General features: G+C 68.0%; 16 protein-coding genes. 7 read left to right on the top strand and 9 right to left on the bottom strand.

The genetic code is table 11. From position 1 onward, the window contains the following. Positions 1-56 precede the first annotated feature (56 nt). Positions 57-1,112: a zinc-dependent alcohol dehydrogenase family protein gene (locus B840_RS04250; protein ID WP_042621101.1), complete on the bottom strand. Its 1,056-nt coding sequence runs from the start codon at positions 1,110-1,112 to the stop codon at positions 57-59. Between the two features lie 255 nt (positions 1,113-1,367). Between B840_RS04250 and B840_RS04245 the strand changes: the two genes are divergently transcribed. Continuing rightward, complete coding sequence (locus tag B840_RS04245; RefSeq protein WP_052491091.1) at positions 1,368-1,826, top strand: GNAT family N-acetyltransferase; 459 nt, start codon at positions 1,368-1,370, stop codon at positions 1,824-1,826. A 20-nt stretch (positions 1,827-1,846) separates the two neighbouring features. On the opposite strand, the gene B840_RS12845 is transcribed toward B840_RS04245, so the two are convergent. Continuing rightward, positions 1,847-2,461 (bottom strand): L,D-transpeptidase, encoded by a 615-nt coding sequence (locus B840_RS12845; RefSeq protein WP_229676581.1) that lies wholly within the window; start codon positions 2,459-2,461, stop codon positions 1,847-1,849. Between the two features lie 70 nt (positions 2,462-2,531). Here B840_RS12845 and B840_RS04235 point away from each other — a divergent pair, with 70 nt between their 5' ends. Both B840_RS04235 and B840_RS12840 read left to right on the top strand, forming a co-directional pair. Then, the gene (locus tag B840_RS04235) at positions 2,532-2,771 is read left to right on the top strand and encodes a hypothetical protein (protein ID WP_042621099.1); all 240 of its coding nucleotides are present in this window, start codon (positions 2,532-2,534) and stop codon (positions 2,769-2,771) included. Positions 2,772-2,884: 113 nt separating this feature from the next. Next, on the top strand, positions 2,885-3,499 hold the full coding sequence (locus tag B840_RS12840) for a metallophosphoesterase family protein (protein WP_052491090.1): 615 nt from the start codon (positions 2,885-2,887) through the stop codon (positions 3,497-3,499). On the opposite strand, the gene B840_RS04225 is transcribed toward B840_RS12840, so the two are convergent. Next, positions 3,500-4,114 carry a hypothetical protein gene (locus B840_RS04225; RefSeq protein WP_052491089.1) on the bottom strand — a complete coding sequence of 205 codons (615 nt, stop codon included), beginning with the start codon at positions 4,112-4,114 and terminating at the stop codon, positions 3,500-3,502. A 111-nt stretch (positions 4,115-4,225) separates the two neighbouring features. On the opposite strand from B840_RS04225, the gene B840_RS04220 reads away from it, so the two are divergent. From B840_RS04220 to B840_RS04210, 3 genes are all read left to right on the top strand, one after another. After that, positions 4,226-4,792: a PepSY domain-containing protein gene (locus B840_RS04220; RefSeq protein WP_042621098.1), complete on the top strand. Its 567-nt coding sequence runs from the start codon at positions 4,226-4,228 to the stop codon at positions 4,790-4,792. Between the two features lie 40 nt (positions 4,793-4,832). Next, the gene (locus B840_RS04215; protein ID WP_042621097.1) at positions 4,833-5,459 is read left to right on the top strand and encodes an MBL fold metallo-hydrolase; all 627 of its coding nucleotides are present in this window, start codon (positions 4,833-4,835) and stop codon (positions 5,457-5,459) included. A 73-nt stretch (positions 5,460-5,532) separates the two neighbouring features. Further along, complete coding sequence (locus tag B840_RS04210) at positions 5,533-6,099, top strand: protein-L-isoaspartate O-methyltransferase family protein (protein ID WP_042621096.1); 567 nt, start codon at positions 5,533-5,535, stop codon at positions 6,097-6,099. Here the strand turns inward: B840_RS04210 and B840_RS04205 are convergent. Further along, on the bottom strand, positions 6,096-6,815 hold the full coding sequence (locus B840_RS04205) for a PIG-L deacetylase family protein (RefSeq protein ID WP_042621095.1): 720 nt from the start codon (positions 6,813-6,815) through the stop codon (positions 6,096-6,098). The genes B840_RS04210 and B840_RS04205 overlap by 4 nt on opposite strands. Positions 6,816-6,870: 55 nt before the next feature. Next, complete coding sequence (locus B840_RS04200) at positions 6,871-7,521, bottom strand: MarR family winged helix-turn-helix transcriptional regulator (RefSeq protein WP_229676582.1); 651 nt, start codon at positions 7,519-7,521, stop codon at positions 6,871-6,873. 107 nt (positions 7,522-7,628) lie between these two features. On the opposite strand from B840_RS04200, the gene B840_RS04195 reads away from it, so the two are divergent. Further along, positions 7,629-9,830, top strand: coding sequence for an MMPL family transporter (locus B840_RS04195; protein WP_042621094.1), 2,202 nt, complete (start codon positions 7,629-7,631; stop codon positions 9,828-9,830). Between the two features lie 16 nt (positions 9,831-9,846). Here B840_RS04195 and B840_RS13440 read toward each other — a convergent pair whose 3' ends face one another. From B840_RS13440 to B840_RS04180, 4 genes are all read right to left on the bottom strand, one after another. After that, complete coding sequence (locus B840_RS13440) at positions 9,847-10,008, bottom strand: hypothetical protein (protein ID WP_156971834.1); 162 nt, start codon at positions 10,006-10,008, stop codon at positions 9,847-9,849. A 312-nt stretch (positions 10,009-10,320) separates the two neighbouring features. Continuing rightward, positions 10,321-11,154, bottom strand: a complete 834-nt coding sequence (gene fdhD / locus B840_RS04190; RefSeq protein ID WP_042621093.1) for a formate dehydrogenase accessory sulfurtransferase FdhD — start codon at positions 11,152-11,154, stop codon at positions 10,321-10,323. Further along, on the bottom strand, positions 11,155-13,479 hold the full coding sequence (locus B840_RS04185; RefSeq protein ID WP_042622510.1) for an FdhF/YdeP family oxidoreductase: 2,325 nt from the start codon (positions 13,477-13,479) through the stop codon (positions 11,155-11,157). It lies immediately after the preceding gene. Positions 13,480-13,510: 31 nt separating this feature from the next. Next, on the bottom strand, positions 13,511-13,801 hold the full coding sequence (locus B840_RS04180; RefSeq protein WP_042621092.1) for a DUF6457 domain-containing protein: 291 nt from the start codon (positions 13,799-13,801) through the stop codon (positions 13,511-13,513). Positions 13,802-14,018 lie beyond the last annotated feature (217 nt).

Below are 14,018 nucleotides of genomic sequence, written 5' to 3'. Positions count from 1 at the left end.
CCCGGCCCCGGGAATCTTCCCGGGGCCGGGCTTCTTCAGGTTCTGCGGCCGGATGTTCAGGCGGTCAGCAGCACCTTCAGCGCCTTGGTCTCCGCGGCGCGGCCGAAGACGTCGTACGCCTCGAGGATGTCCTCCAGCTTGAAGGTGTGGGAGACGAACGGGGTGGCGTCCAGCTTCTTGGAGGCGACCATCTTGAGCAGGATGTCGGTGGTGTTGGTGTTGACCAGGCCCATCGTCATGACGATGTTCGAGATCCACAGGGTGTCCAGCGGCAGGTCCACCCCGGTGCCGTGCACGCCGACGTTCGCGACGGTTCCCGCCGGGCGGACAATGTCCAGGCACATGGTGAAGGTCTGCGGAATGCCGACCGCCTCGATGGCCACGTCCACGCCCAAGCCGTCGGTCAGCGCCATCACCTGCTCCTTCCAGTCCGCCTCGGAGGAGAGCACACCGTCGGTGGCGCCGAACTTCTTCGCCTCCTCCACGCGGTTGGCGTCCAGGTCGACGGCGATGATCCGGGAGGGGCCGTAGAGCCCCGCGGTGAGCATCGCGGCCAGGCCCACCGGGCCCGCGCCGATCACTGCCACGACGTCGCCCGGCTTGACGTTGCCGTACTGCACGCCGATCTCGTGGCCGGTGGGCAGGATGTCCGAGAGTAGCACGCTCTCCGCGTCGCTGACCCCCTCCGGCATCTTGTGCACCGAGGTCTCCGCGAAGGGAACCCGGACATACTCCGCCTGCGTGCCGTCGATGAGGTGGCCGAAGATCCAGCCGATGCCGGGGGCGCCCTCGTCCGCGCGGCAGTGGGAGTAGACCCCCTTCTTGCAGTAGTCGCAGCGCCCGCAGGCGCTCACGCAGGAGATGATGACCCGGTCGCCGACCTGGAGAGTGGTCACCGCGTCGCCGACTTCGGTGATCGTGCCCACGCCCTCATGTCCGAGGATGCGGCCCTCGGTGACGGCCGGGACGTCGCCTTTCAGGATGTGCAGGTCGGTGCCGCAGATCGTGGTCGCGTCGATCTTGACGATGATGTCGGTGGGTTTCTGAATGACGGGGTCCGGAACTTCGTCCCAGGACTTCTTTCCGGGACCGTGATAAACGAGAGCCTTCATGGGATTCTCCCGATTTCAGGGTTCAGCATGGGGGCCGGAATTCTCGGCGGGAGCAGTTCGGTGATCCGGCGGTGCGCTGGCACCGCCCGTGCCTCACACCGAGCCGGCCACGCCTCTGAGCCTAGGTCTTCGGCGGACAGGTTTCGGCGGGTTGGGGAATTTTTTTGTATCCTGGGTCACTTTTTCCGGGGCGGCGCCGTACCATGGCGCCTATACCGCATCCCCCCGGCGAGATTCGACCGTAGGCAGGCCACAATGACGACAATCCGACCGTTGCGCGCCGACGAACAGGCACTGCTCGCACAGGCCACCGTGGGCAACGTCAACTGGGCGGGGCCGCGCGTCGCCCTCGACGATGTCCTGGCCACCCCGTCCCTGTCGCACTACGTCGCCTCCGACGAGGGCCTGGTCGCCGAGGACGGCGGGCCGGTGGGCGTGGTGTGGCTGCGCCACTTCCCCGCCGACGACCCCGGGTACGGCTTCGTGGACGAGTCGATCCCGGAGCTGAGCATCTGGGTGGCCGAAGGACACCGGGGAATGGGCCTGGGCGGTCAGCTGCTGACGGAGATCGTCGCGCTGGCACGGGAGAAGAACATGCCGGGCATCAGCCTGAGCGTGGACACGGGCAATCCGGCCCGCCACCTCTACGAACGCCACGGCTTCCTGCCGGCCGGCGGGGGACGGGATCCGGGGACCCTGGTGCTGCGCTTCTGAGCCTGGAAGGGCCGCTCAGGTCAGTAGATGTGGATCAGGTCGCCGACCTGCAGCTCGTTGAAGTAGATTTCGGCGTCCCCCGGGGCGAGCCGCACGCAACCGTGGGACTCACCTTCCGGATCCCCCTCATGGAAGGCGTGGCCGACGTCGGTGAAGTACACGGCATAAGGCATCGGCGCCATGTCGAACACGTAGGAGACGTCGTCCACCACCTTGCGTGAGACGTGGAAGCTGGCGCGCGGGGTGTCGTAACCGGGCCCGCCCTGTCCGATGGGGACGGCGCCGTAGGTGACCTCTCCGTCCTCCTGCAGCCAGGCCCGCTCCCCGTCGAGATCGACGCAGGCGCGGGCGGCGGGCGGACAGTCGCCGTAGTCGAAGGGTTCGGGCTCGATCACCTCGGTGACTTCCGCCGCCGCGGCCGGCACCTCGGGCGGCGTTTCCCCGGCGAGGGATTCGCCTGGCAGAGCGATGTCGCCGACGGCCTGTTCGGCGGAGGCGGAGGCGGCAGATTCCTCGGCTGGAAGCAGGGAAGCCGCTGCCACGGCGCCACCGACGAAGCCTGCGGCGGCGGAGGCTGCGACGGCCATGACGATGAGGCGCCGGCGTGAACTGGCGCGACGCTGCGCGGGGGTCATGCCGGCAAGTGTAGGAAACCCCTCCACCGTTGTCGACTCCTAACCGGCGACCCGGCGGTAACCGTGCAGAGTGGTCGAGACAGGCACTCAATTCCCGACAAAGGAGATCGAGCACCGCACCCTCTACCTGCGCCCGCGCCACGTCCTCGCGCAGACCCCGGAGCCGCCGGGCACCGGGCCGACCGGGATGATGGGCACCGGCGCCGCCCGCACCTTCGCCGCCATCGACCAGGACGACACCAACTTCATCCTGCGCCTGTGGGACATCGCCCCGAACGGCAAGCGCCTGGTGCTGCCCTACGTGAAGTAGGCCCTGCTTCTCTACGCCCGCCCGCCTCCGCCCACCGGCCGGAAGCGGGCGTTCGTGCCTATCCTTGAGGTGACGGACACTGCCCGCCGAACAGGAGACGAGGAGGAGTCGCCGTGCTCACCATCGCCGGAATCAACCGCCCGGTCGACTTCCTCACCTCCGACCAGCATTTCGGCCACGAACGCATGGCCGGGGTATTCGGCCGCGAGTACGAGGGTCGGCTGGACGAGATGAACGCGATGATGCTCGAGCGGTGGAACGCCGTGGTGAAACCGGAGGACACCGTCCTACACCTGGGCGACTTCGCGATGGGCATCCGCGCCGAGAACCTGCCGCTGACGCAGCACCTCAACGGCACGATCCTGCTCATGCCCGGCAACCACGACTCAATCTCCCTGCTCCAGGACCCCGGGTACGCGCAGCGCCAGCGCCCGCTCTACGAGGAAGCCTTCGACCTCATCCTCCCCGAGACCGGCGACCGGCTGGTCACCAGCGCAGGCAACGAGGCGCTCGTCTCCCACTACCCCTACCCTTTCGTCGACTCCCACGCCTCGCCCGAGATGCGGGCGCTGATGCCCGTCGACGACGGCCGCACGCTTCTGGTCCACGGGCACACTCACGAACCCGCGGTGGTCGACGGCCGGCAGTTCCACGTCGGCGTGGACGCCCACGACTTCTACCCGGTCCCCGCCTCCGTCGTGGAGGAATGGATCGACGCGAACTCCTGATCACCCGGCCACGCGGCGCACGACCTCCCGCAGCCCCGCGAAATCCGTCTCCTCCGGCCCCACCCGGGACAAAAGGGCGTTCAGCGAGATCGTCTTCTGTCGGCCGACCATCGCTGTGAGGTGTTCCGTCGATGTGACCCAGAACCGCCACTGCCGCGTGTCCAGCGGGTCCGCTTCCCCCCGTTTCCGACTGTTGAACAGGCAGAAGACGTAGACGTCCGCCTGACGGCCGGGAACCTCGGCGTAGGTGTTGCTCGCCGCGGTCCACCCCAGCGTCTCGCCGATGCCGAACTGAATCTTCGACGGGCGCTCCTGCCGCCATGACTGCAGATAGGCCGACGATTTCACCTCCACCGTGATCCCGTCGGGTGTCACCACGTCGAACGCATCCCATTCGACCCGCGCCCTGTCGCCGACACCGCCGACGGCCAACCCCACCAGGTATTCGGCGAGCACGCCGCGTTGCGCGTTGCCGATGGTCTCCGAATAGGCCCACCTCCAGAAGTCCACCAGTGCACCGACCGGGTCCCCCGATGCATCGAGGATCGGCTCTTCCCCCGTCTTCCGCCACTGGACGGATGAAGTGTCCGGGGCGTCCACCATGTCCCACTCCATTCTCCGGTTCCGGTCCTTCGGGTGACAGATACCTTAATCCTCATTTCATGTTGAGCGCATATGTTGGAGAACACGACCACAACACCGCAACTACACAGGAGTGAGAACACCATGATTTCCCGCCACGCCCTCGCCGCCGGCATCACCGTCAGCGCCGCCCTGTTCCTGGGTGCCTGTACCGCATCCGACGACACCTCGACGACAGAAACCACCGCCGCCGAGGCAACCGCTGGCGCCACCACCGCCGCACCTGCGGAGACGACGACCGCCGCCGAGACAACCGCCGACCGCCGGGACGGCGGCGACCCGGTCTTCGCCGCCATCGACGCGGTTCTCGCGCAGCACAGCGACGGCATCATCATCGACATCGACCGCGAGGACGACCGCGACACCTACGATATCGACGTCGTGGTGGGCGCAGAGGTCATCGAGCTCGAGGTCGACGCAGACGGCACCGTCCGCGAGGACGAGCGCGAGGACGAGGACGACGACGTCGCTAAGGCGCAGGCCGCCACCGTCACCGCCGCCGAAGCCATCGGCGAAGCCCTGGACCAGCACACGGACGGCTTCCTCGACGAGGCCGAGCTGGACGAGGACGACGGTGTCCTGCGCTGGAAGGTCGAGCTGGACGACGCCGACCGCAACGACCTGGTCGAGCTGGAACTGCCCGCCAACTGACACTGGCCGGAATGCTGCGGGGGCAGGCACAATTGAGCCCATGAAGATCACCCGTCGCTACCATTCCTGCGTGGAACTGTCGAAGGGGCAGTCGAGCCTGATCATCGACCCGGGCTCCTTCCAGGCCCCGGACAACCTCGCCGAAGTGGACGCCATCCTGGTCACCCACATCCACCCCGACCACGTCGACGTCGAGGCGTTGGCCGACGCCAGGCGCCGGAATCCGCGGATCGCGGTCTACGGGCCGGCGCAGTTGGCGGAGCACACCGGCATCGAGTTCACCGCCGTCGCCGACGGGGACACCTTCACCGTCGGAGACATCGGCGTCGCGGTCCTTGAATCGCCGCACGGCACGGTCACCAGCAACACTCCCCTGCCCGAGAACCTGGGTTACCTTTTCGACGGGCGCGTGCTGCACACCGGCGATTCCTTCCCCGAGCTCGCGGGCGTCGAGATCGCCCTCGTGCCGGTCAGCGCGCCCTGGCTGAAAATGCTCGACGTCGAGGAGTTCCTCCGGACCAGCAGGCCGACGAAATTCATCGGCGTCCACGACGGCATCGACAACGAGTTCGGCCTGAAACTGCGCCGCGGGCTGCTGACCAGACTCGCGGAAGAACACGGGCCGGAGTACCTCCCCTTGCGCCCCGACGAGTCCGTCGAGGTGTGATTCGGGGTTCCCACGCCCCGGCTGACCTGCTAAAATTCCGGGAAATACCGCCTGAGAGCGTGGAGGTTCCCTCATGCACGACCCGGTCCGCAACGCAATGGCGCGGGTCAACCGCGCGGACTTCCTTCCCTCCCACGCGCGGGGTGAGGCCTACGTCGACGCTCCCATCGCGATCGGCCACGGCCAGACGAATTCCCAGCCCTTCACCGTGGCCTTCATGCTCACGCTTCTCGACGTCCACTCCGGGCACCGCGTCCTCGACGTGGGTTCCGGCTCCGGGTGGACCACGGCGCTGCTGGCGGAACTCGGCTGCGATGTGGTGGGTGTGGAACTCGTCCCGGAACTGGTGGACTTCGGCCGCGTCAATCTCGCGGCGGCCGGTTTCGGGGGCGTCGAGATCCACCAGGCCGTCGACGACGTCTTCGGGCTTCCGGACCTGGGCCCCTACGACCGGATCCTGGTGTCGGCGGAATCCGACACGATCCCACAGGAGCTGATCGACCAGCTGCGGATCGGTGGCCGCATGGTCATCCCCGTCGCGGGCACGATGCTCCTGGTGGAGCGGCTCTCCGAGGACGAGTCCGCAGTGACCCGGCACGGGGCTTTCCGTTTCGTCCCGCTACTGCGGTCGCGCGGTTAGATCTGCTCGAAGACCCGGAAGGAGACGGCGTATCCGCCGTCCGGCTGGGCGAGCATCTCCGAGATGAACTCCTCCGGTTTCGGATGGTCCGGCAGGGCCTCGAAGTACACCTTGTGGCACTTCAGGGACTCCACGCCCGCCAGGTGCGCCTGCTCGTCGACACCGATGCGGTGGGTCGGTGCGCCGGGGTTGGCCACGAGGAGGCGGCTGACCTTGTGGGCCGGCAGGTCCAGGTCGCGGTGGACCCACGGGTTGTCGGCGTCGCGGACGGCGTCGACGGTCATGAGGCCGGCCACCCGGTGATCGGCCTGGTTGAAGGTGCCGTAGGCCTCGAGCTCGAAGTTCCCCGTGACCACTGTGTCCGGCCGGAACCGTCGGATGTGCTCCGCGATGTCCCGGCGCAACTCCATCGACTCCATCAGCTGGCCGTCGGGGTGGTTCAGCAGGGTGAGATCCCCCACGCCGACGGCCGCGCAGGCCAGACGCTGTTCCTCGGCGCGCAGCGGGCCGACCTCCGCCGGGTCGAGGTGGCGGATCCCGGCCTCGCCGTGGGTGAGCAGGAGATAGCTGACCTCGACCCCGGCGCGGGTCCACATCGCCACCGCACAGGAAAGGCCGTATTCGGCGTCATCGGGGTGGGCCACCACGACGAGCACGCGTGTGAACTCCGACCAGTCGAAGTTCGGCAGGACGGGGGCCGGGCCGGTAGTTGTCATGACCCCACCGTACCGGGATTGAATTCCCCGCGCCCCGGATCAGCGGCCGGGTCCGTCACTGATCTTCCGCTTCCCCCTCCCCTGCCGCGGCCCAGTCCATCCCGGTCTCGAGTTCCGCGGCGGTGTCCTTCAGGAATCGGATGACCACGTCCCGTTCCGCCGGGGTGAGGCGGGCGGCGGCATGGAAGCGCCGGGCCTGCTGAGCCCCGACCGTCTCCCTCGCGGCGGTGTGGGTCTCCTCCGTGATGTGGATGCTCTGCGAACGACGGTCGCTGGGGTGCGGGCGCCGGCGGATGTGGCCGTCCCGTTCCAGACGGTCGAGGAGCTTGGTGGTCGAGGCGCTGGTTATCCCCAGGTGGGCGGCCAGGGTTGAGGCGGTGACCACATGGCCGGTGTTCCCGGAGACGATGAGGAAGTGGAGTGCGCGCATGTCGGTCTTGCCCAGCTGCATGTACTCCAACGACGCCTTCGACAGGCGCTCCTCCGCGTCACGGAGCTCCCCCATCGCCTGCATGAGGGCGGTGATCTGCCGCCTGTCCGCTTCCGACACCCCGCTCCGGTCGAGGAGTCTGCCGTCCGGGTCATTCGCCTCAGCGCCGTACATGACGGTGGGCGGACCAGAGGATCGCTCAGCCGAAGCAACGTCGACGCTGACGGGCGGCGCCACGTCGATTGCCTTCTTCTGCTCCGGGTGCTCTGAATTCATGGAACTATCTTAACACCGGATATACTACGCCAGGCTAGATTCTTTCCAAGCTACCAAATACACTGAAGAAAACCTCCCCCTGCTACCCGTCTCCCGGAAGGAACCACATGCTCACCAGCGCCCCACGGTGGGTCCGGGCACTACTGCCCGCCCTCTTCATTCTTGTCTGGCTTGCCGGCGCCGCAGTCGGCGGCCCGTACTTCGGCAGGGTCAACGAAGTGTCCACCAACGATCAGACGCTCTACCTCCCCGAATCCGCCGACGCATCGGTCGTCCAGCAGAAACTCGGCGAGTTCACCGACAGTGAGGCGATCCCCGCGGTCGTCGTCTTCGTCGCCGAGGACGGCTTGAACGACGCCGAGTTCGGGGCCGTCGCCGCCCAGCTCGACAAGGCTGCGGACCTGCCAGTGGTGGCAGGGGATGTGTCGCCGCCCATCCCCTCCGAGGACGGGTTGGCCGCCCAGGCCTTCATCCCGTTGAATGCCGGAGCCGACACGGGTGACGCCGTCGAATCTCTCGCCGAAACGCTCCGCGAAGGACAACCCGAGGGCGTGTCGGTCTACGTGACGGGCCCGGCCGGCTTCGCGGCCGACCTGGGCGCAGCCTTCGCAGGTGTCGACGGGCTCCTGCTCGCCGTGGCCCTGGCCGCGGTGTTCATCATCCTCATCGTCGTCTACCGCTCCCTCCTGCTGCCGATCGCCGTGTTGGCCACCAGCATGTTCGCCCTGTGCGTGGCCCTGTTGAGCGTGTGGTGGCTGGCCAAGGCGGACATCCTGCTGCTCAGCGGCCAGACCCAGGGAATCCTCTTCATCCTGGTCATCGGCGCCGCCACCGACTACTCGCTGCTCTACGTCGCCCGCTACCGCGAGGAACTCCGGCACACTCCGGGCACATGGGAGGCAACGTTCCGGGCGATACGGGGCTCCTTCGAGCCGATCCTGGCGTCCGGCGGCACCGTCATCGCCGGCCTGCTGTGCCTGCTGCTCAGCGACCTGAAGTCCAACAGCACGCTGGGGCCGGTGGCCTCCATCGGCATCCTCTTCGCCATGGCCTCCGCACTGACCTTCCTGCCGGCCCTGCTCTACGCTTTCGGCCGCACCGCCTTCTGGCCGCGTCGACCCGCCTACGACCCTGAGGCCGGTGACGGTGCAGCCGCCACCACCGGCCCTTGGGCATGGGTGGCCGGCCGGGTCAGGCGCAACCCGCGCGCCATCTGGGTCGCCACCACCTTCGTCCTGCTGCTCGGCGCGCTCGGCGCGACCCAGCTGCAGGCCAGTGGCGTGGCACAGTCCGAGCTCGTGCTCGGCGGATCCGCGGCCCGCGACGGCCAGCGCGCACTCGGCGAGCACTTCCCCGGCGGGTCGGGATCCCCTGTCTACGCCCTCGCCGAGCAGGCGAGCGCCGCCGAGGTGGCCCGCGTCATGTGGAGCAACGACGGCATCGACTCCGTGACGGTGACCGCTGCGGATTCGCCCGCGGGCACCGCGCCGGTCGACCGGGACGGCGAGATCCAGCCGCTCTTCGGCGCCGGTCCTGCACCCGAACCGACCGCGGTCGACGGCCAGGTGCTCCTGCAGGGCACCCTGCTCCCCGCCGCAGACTCCGCCGAAGCGGAGGCCGTGGTCCGGGACCTGCGTGCCGAGCTTGCCGACGTCCCCGGCGAGGTCCTGATCGGTGGCGTCACCGCCACCGCCATCGACACCAACGAGACGGCCATCGCCGACCGCAACCTGATCATCCCGATCGTCCTTCTGGTCATCCTCTTCATCCTGATGCTGCTGCTCCGCTCCGTCATCGCGCCGGTGCTGCTGGTGCTGACGACAGTGCTCTCCTTCGGCACCGCCATGGGTGTCGCGGCGCTGGTGTTCAACGAGCTGCTCGGCTTCCCGGGTGCGGACCCGGCCGTCCCGCTCTACGGCTTCGTGTTCCTGGTGGCGCTCGGCATCGACTACAACATCTTCCTGATGACCCGGGTCCGCGAGGAATCCCTCAAACACGGCACACGCACAGGGGTGCTGCGCGGGCTGACCGTCACCGGCGGCGTCATCACCTCCGCCGGCATCGTGCTCGCGGCGACGTTCGCGGCACTGTCGGTCATCCCGATTCTGTTCCTCGTCCAGCTGGCCTTCATTGTCGCCTTCGGCGTGCTCCTGGACACCTTCATCGTCCGCTCGCTGTTGGTCCCCGCGCTGGTCCACGACATCGGCCCGAAGGTCTGGTGGCCGTCGAAGCTGGCCCGGTTCGAGGGGGAAGCGGACAACACCGCACCCCGGCCCGAGGAAGAGCTCGCCCTCGCCGACCGGGGGTGATCTCAACGGGGGCAGGTTAACCCGCCTGCCAGCACTCCAGGGTTCCGGAGGACACGAACCCCAGCCTCCGGTTGATGTCGAGCATGTACCGGTTGTTCTCGGCGTTCCAGGTGTACACGGTCCTCACCCGCGGTATGGCCTGCCCGAGCTGCGCGAGGTTGGCTATCTTCAGCGCCATCCCCAGCCCGTGGCCGCGGTGGGCCGCGACGCTCCAGAGCGTCTCGGTTCCTGCCGGGCGGGCGGCCTCCTCCAGTTCGCGGATACGGCCCGCGTCCCACGTCTCCTTCTCGTGTGTCTGCCCGCCTCACGGCATGTCCGTGCTCATGAGCTCCTTCAGGGCCGCCAGACCGGAGAGGTGCGCGTCCGGCACCGGGGATCAGCCGGATCTCAGCCTCGAGGGTGTTCGCGTTGTCTGCCAGCGGCAGGGTCGCCCAGGCGGAGCCCACCAGCTCCGGGTCAGCGTAGGTGAGCAGCAGCTGCTGCGGTCCGGCTACGTCGAAGGTCGCAGCGCACCCGAGTAGAGGTTGAAACGCTCGCCGCGGGCAAAACCGGTCAATGCCATTCCGGCCTCGCGGGCCAGGTCGACGGCCAGCGAGCTGGCCGCCGATACCGCCACCAGGGCCGGGAATCCTGCCATGACGGCCTTCTGCACCAGCTCGAAGGAGGCGCGGCTGCTCATCACCAGGATCAGGTCCTTCGCGGGCAGGCGGTCGTCGAGAAGCAGTGAGCCGATGACCTTGTCGGCGGCGTTGTGCCGGCCGATGTCCTCCCGGATCACCACCGGTTCGCCTTCGAGGGTGAAGGCTCCGGCGGCGTGGATGCCGCCGGTGCGTCGGAAAGCTTTTTGGGCGGTGCGCAGCTTCTCCGGCAGCGAAACCACCACCCGGGGATCCAGCTCCACCGGCTCGATCGGGTGGGCGCGCTTGCCCATGATCTGCTCGATGGACGTCGAACCGCACACCCCGCAGGCCGACGTGGTGACCGTGGCGCGGACGAACTCCGGCCCTGGCGGACGGACCCCACGGGCCAGGGCCACCTCCAGCAGGTTGTATGTGTTCCGGCCCTGGGAATCGGTGCCCGAGCAGTAACGGGCCTCCACCACATCCTGCTTCGAGGTGATCAGGCCCTCGCCGTGGAGGAAGCCGTGGACGAGCTCGACGTCGTGGCCGGGGGTGCGCATCGTGGTGGTCAAAGTCGTGCCGTTGACCTGCACCTCCAGCGGCTCCTCCCCCGCCACGCTGTCCGCGCGGGTGTCGGTGGAGAAACTGCCGTCAGGCTCGACGGTGACGCGGGTGACGGCGAAATCACGGGTGATCCGCCCCATCTACTTCGCCCCCGCGGCGTCGTCCGCCCGGCGGCCCAGGGGCTCCAGGCGCACGACCACCGACTTGGAGACGGGGGTGTTCGACTTCTCGGCGACCATGTCCATGGGCACCAGGACGTTGGCCTCGGGGAAGTACGTGGTCGCGCAGTCCCGCGCGGAGGGGTACTCCACGACCCGGAAGGTGGGGGCCCGGCGTTCCTCCCCCTCGAAGACCGACACAATGTCCACCAGGTCGCCGTCCCGCAGGCCCCGCTCGCGGGCGTCCTCCGGGTTGACGAAGACCACCCGCCGGCCGTTCTTCACCCCGCGGTAACGGTCGTCGAGGCCGTAGATGGTGGAGTTGAACTGGTCGTGGGAGCGCACGGTCTGCAGCAGCAGGTATCCCTCGGGCAGGTCGATGACATCGGTCTGGTTCACGGTGAGCTGAGCTCTGCCGGTCAGCGTGCGGAAGACGCGTTCGCGGGGGCCGTTCGGCAGTGCGAAGCCGCCCGGGTGCCCGATGCGCCGGTTGTAGTCCTCGAAGCCCCGGATGGTCGCCTCGATGTGGTCGCGGACGACGGAATAGTCGTCGACCATGGGCAGCCAGAAATCATCCCCGAACGTGCGGTGCCCGATCCGGCCGATGATCTCCGGCTCGGACTGCAGGTTGAGGTCCTTATTGGCCCGCCGCTTCCCGACGGAGGCGGAGACCACACCGACCGAGTTCTCCACCGTCAGCTGCTGCCTGCCCGAGGCCTGGACGTCCTCGTCGGTGCGCGCCTTGACCGGAAGGATCAGCGATTTCTCCCCCGGCCACGCATGCGATCCGTTGGGCTTGGTGGACAGGTGGACGGTGAGCTCCTGGTTGCTCATGGCCTTCTCCAGGCGGGTCGTGTCCGACCCCACGCGCACCAGGTTGCCGCCGAGCGACATGAAGAACTTCGTCTTCCCCTGCCACATCGCGCGCAACGCGTCGACCGTGTCCAGGCCGGGCTCGCGGGGGACGTCGAAACCGAACCGGTCCTCCAGCGCCTGCAGGAAATACTCCGGCATCTTCTCCCAGATGCCCACCGTGCGGTTGCCCTGCACGTTGGAGTGCCCGCGGAGTGGGGCCGTTCCGGCGCCCGGCTTACCGATGTTGCCCGTGAGCAGCAGGAAGTTGACCATCTCCCGGATGGTGTACACGGCGTTCTTGTGCTGTGTCACCCCCAGGGTCCAGGTGACGATGATGCTGCTGGACTCCTCGACCATGTCCGCGGCCTTCCGGACCTGCTCCATCGTCAGGCCGCAGCCGCGTAACAGCTCCGCATCATCAAGACTGTTGAGATGGGCGACGGTTTCCTCGACCCCGGAGCAGAACCTGTCCAGGAACTCGTGGTCGATGGCGTCGCGGCGGATGAGCTCCCGGTTCAACGCCTGGAAGAAGGCCCGGTCGCCGTCGAGCCGGACCTGCAGGTACTCGTCCGCCAGTTTCTCGGTCATACCGAGGGCGCCCTTGATGGACTGCGGCCCGGAGAACGCCATCAGGCCGGTCTCCGGGATGGGGTTGATCGCCAAGATCCGTCCGCCGTTGGTCTTGCACTTCTCGAAGGCGGTCAACGCGCGCGGGTGGTTGGTGCCGGGGTTCTGGCCCACCGAGATCAACAGGTCCGTGGTGTGGAAGTCGTTCATGGTCACGGAACCTTTGCCCAGGCCGATGGTTTCGGTGAGGGCGACGCCCGTGGACTCGTGGCACATGTTGCCGCAGTCAGGCAGGTTGTTGCTGCCGTGGCGGCGGGCCAGCAGGCCGAACATGTAGGCCGCCTCGTTGGAGGCCCGCCCCGAGGTGTACCAGATCGCCTCCTCCGGCTCCGTCCGCCGCAGCTGGTCGGCGATGATGCGGTACGCCTCCTCCCAGCTGACGGGGCGGTAATGCTCGTCGCCGGTGGAGCGGTCGTAGAGCAGCGGAGTGGTGATCCTGCCCTGTTTGCCCAGCCAATGGTCGGTCTTCTCCCGCAGGCTCTGGACGGAATGGAGCGCCCAGAAGTCGACGCCCGCGCGCTCGGGGGTGGTCTCCTCCGCGATGGCTTTCGCCCCGTTCTCGCAGAACTCCACGATGCCGAGGTCGCCCTGGGCGGGCTCCGGCCAGGCGCAGCCCGGACAATCGACGCCGCCGTGTTTGTTCATGGTCAGCAGCGGCAGCAGGCCGCGGGCCGGCACCGCGTGCTGCATCGCGTGGAACACCCCGGGCATCCCCGCGGCCGACTTCGGCCGCCGGGTGATCTTCGGGTCGTCGAATTCGTTGGCGACGGGGTTGACGGCGGACACCTGGGGACCCTGGGGACCCTGGGGACGATGAGTAGCCATGGTCACACTCTAGCCGCCCGGAAAATCCCCGCTAGGCCTTTCTGAGCAGCGCGAGCACCCGTTCAATGGTCTCCCGGGTCTCATCGACGGTTGCTTCCGGCCCGGCACCGGCCTCCAGCGCCCGGCCGCTGGCCAGGCCCACCAGGAAAGCGGTCAGGGGTGCAGCCGGACGGGACGGCCCGTGGGCCACGTCCCGGGTGAGGTCGAGCAGGTCCTCGACCAACGCCCGGATCACCGCCGGGTCCTGCCCCAGCTCCGTGGAGACGGACTCCAGCCAGACGTGGGCGCTCTCAAGATCCGGGTCGTTCTTCTTCTCGTTCATGAATGTCGCACTCCAAGTCTGCCGCGCCTGCTCAGGGAGCACCCCGACCGGTATCCCGAGCACACTGTACGCTCCACCCCACATGTGACGCCCAAGGAGTCACGGATCACTCAGGTTGGCCAACCCCACCCCCGAGGGGCTAACGTTTTCAGGGTTCATCCGGGGGGCCCAGCCGCGTTGCGGCGGTGCCGCCGCCCGGGCCGTGCAGAGGAATCCG

Origin of the sequence: Corynebacterium marinum DSM 44953, assembly GCF_000835165.1 — a bacterium.
GTDB classification, from domain to species: Bacteria; Actinomycetota; Actinomycetes; order Mycobacteriales; family Mycobacteriaceae; genus Corynebacterium; species Corynebacterium marinum.
Note: the sequence above shows the minus strand (reverse complement) of the source record. Positions and strands in the feature narration are given on the sequence as shown.

Coding starts and splice junctions, on each gene's coding strand:
- B840_RS04250 (WP_042621101.1), bottom strand. CDS start 1,112: ATGAAGGCTCTCGTTTATCACGGTCCCGGAAAGAAGTCCTGGGACGAA.
- B840_RS04245 (WP_052491091.1), top strand. CDS start 1,368: ATGACGACAATCCGACCGTTGCGCGCCGACGAACAGGCACTGCTCGCA.
- B840_RS12845 (WP_229676581.1), bottom strand. CDS start 2,461: ATGACCCCCGCGCAGCGTCGCGCCAGTTCACGCCGGCGCCTCATCGTC.
- B840_RS04225 (WP_052491089.1), bottom strand. CDS start 4,114: ATGGAGTGGGACATGGTGGACGCCCCGGACACTTCATCCGTCCAGTGG.
- B840_RS04220 (WP_042621098.1), top strand. CDS start 4,226: ATGATTTCCCGCCACGCCCTCGCCGCCGGCATCACCGTCAGCGCCGCC.
- B840_RS04215 (WP_042621097.1), top strand. CDS start 4,833: ATGAAGATCACCCGTCGCTACCATTCCTGCGTGGAACTGTCGAAGGGG.
- B840_RS04210 (WP_042621096.1), top strand. CDS start 5,533: ATGCACGACCCGGTCCGCAACGCAATGGCGCGGGTCAACCGCGCGGAC.
- B840_RS04205 (WP_042621095.1), bottom strand. CDS start 6,815: ATGACAACTACCGGCCCGGCCCCCGTCCTGCCGAACTTCGACTGGTCG.
- B840_RS04200 (WP_229676582.1), bottom strand. CDS start 7,521: ATGAATTCAGAGCACCCGGAGCAGAAGAAGGCAATCGACGTGGCGCCG.
- B840_RS04195 (WP_042621094.1), top strand. CDS start 7,629: ATGCTCACCAGCGCCCCACGGTGGGTCCGGGCACTACTGCCCGCCCTC.
- B840_RS13440 (WP_156971834.1), bottom strand. CDS start 10,008: ATGGCGCTGAAGATAGCCAACCTCGCGCAGCTCGGGCAGGCCATACCG.
- fdhD (WP_042621093.1), bottom strand. CDS start 11,154: ATGGGGCGGATCACCCGTGATTTCGCCGTCACCCGCGTCACCGTCGAG.
- B840_RS04185 (WP_042622510.1), bottom strand. CDS start 13,479: ATGGCTACTCATCGTCCCCAGGGTCCCCAGGGTCCCCAGGTGTCCGCC.
- B840_RS04180 (WP_042621092.1), bottom strand. CDS start 13,801: ATGAACGAGAAGAAGAACGACCCGGATCTTGAGAGCGCCCACGTCTGG.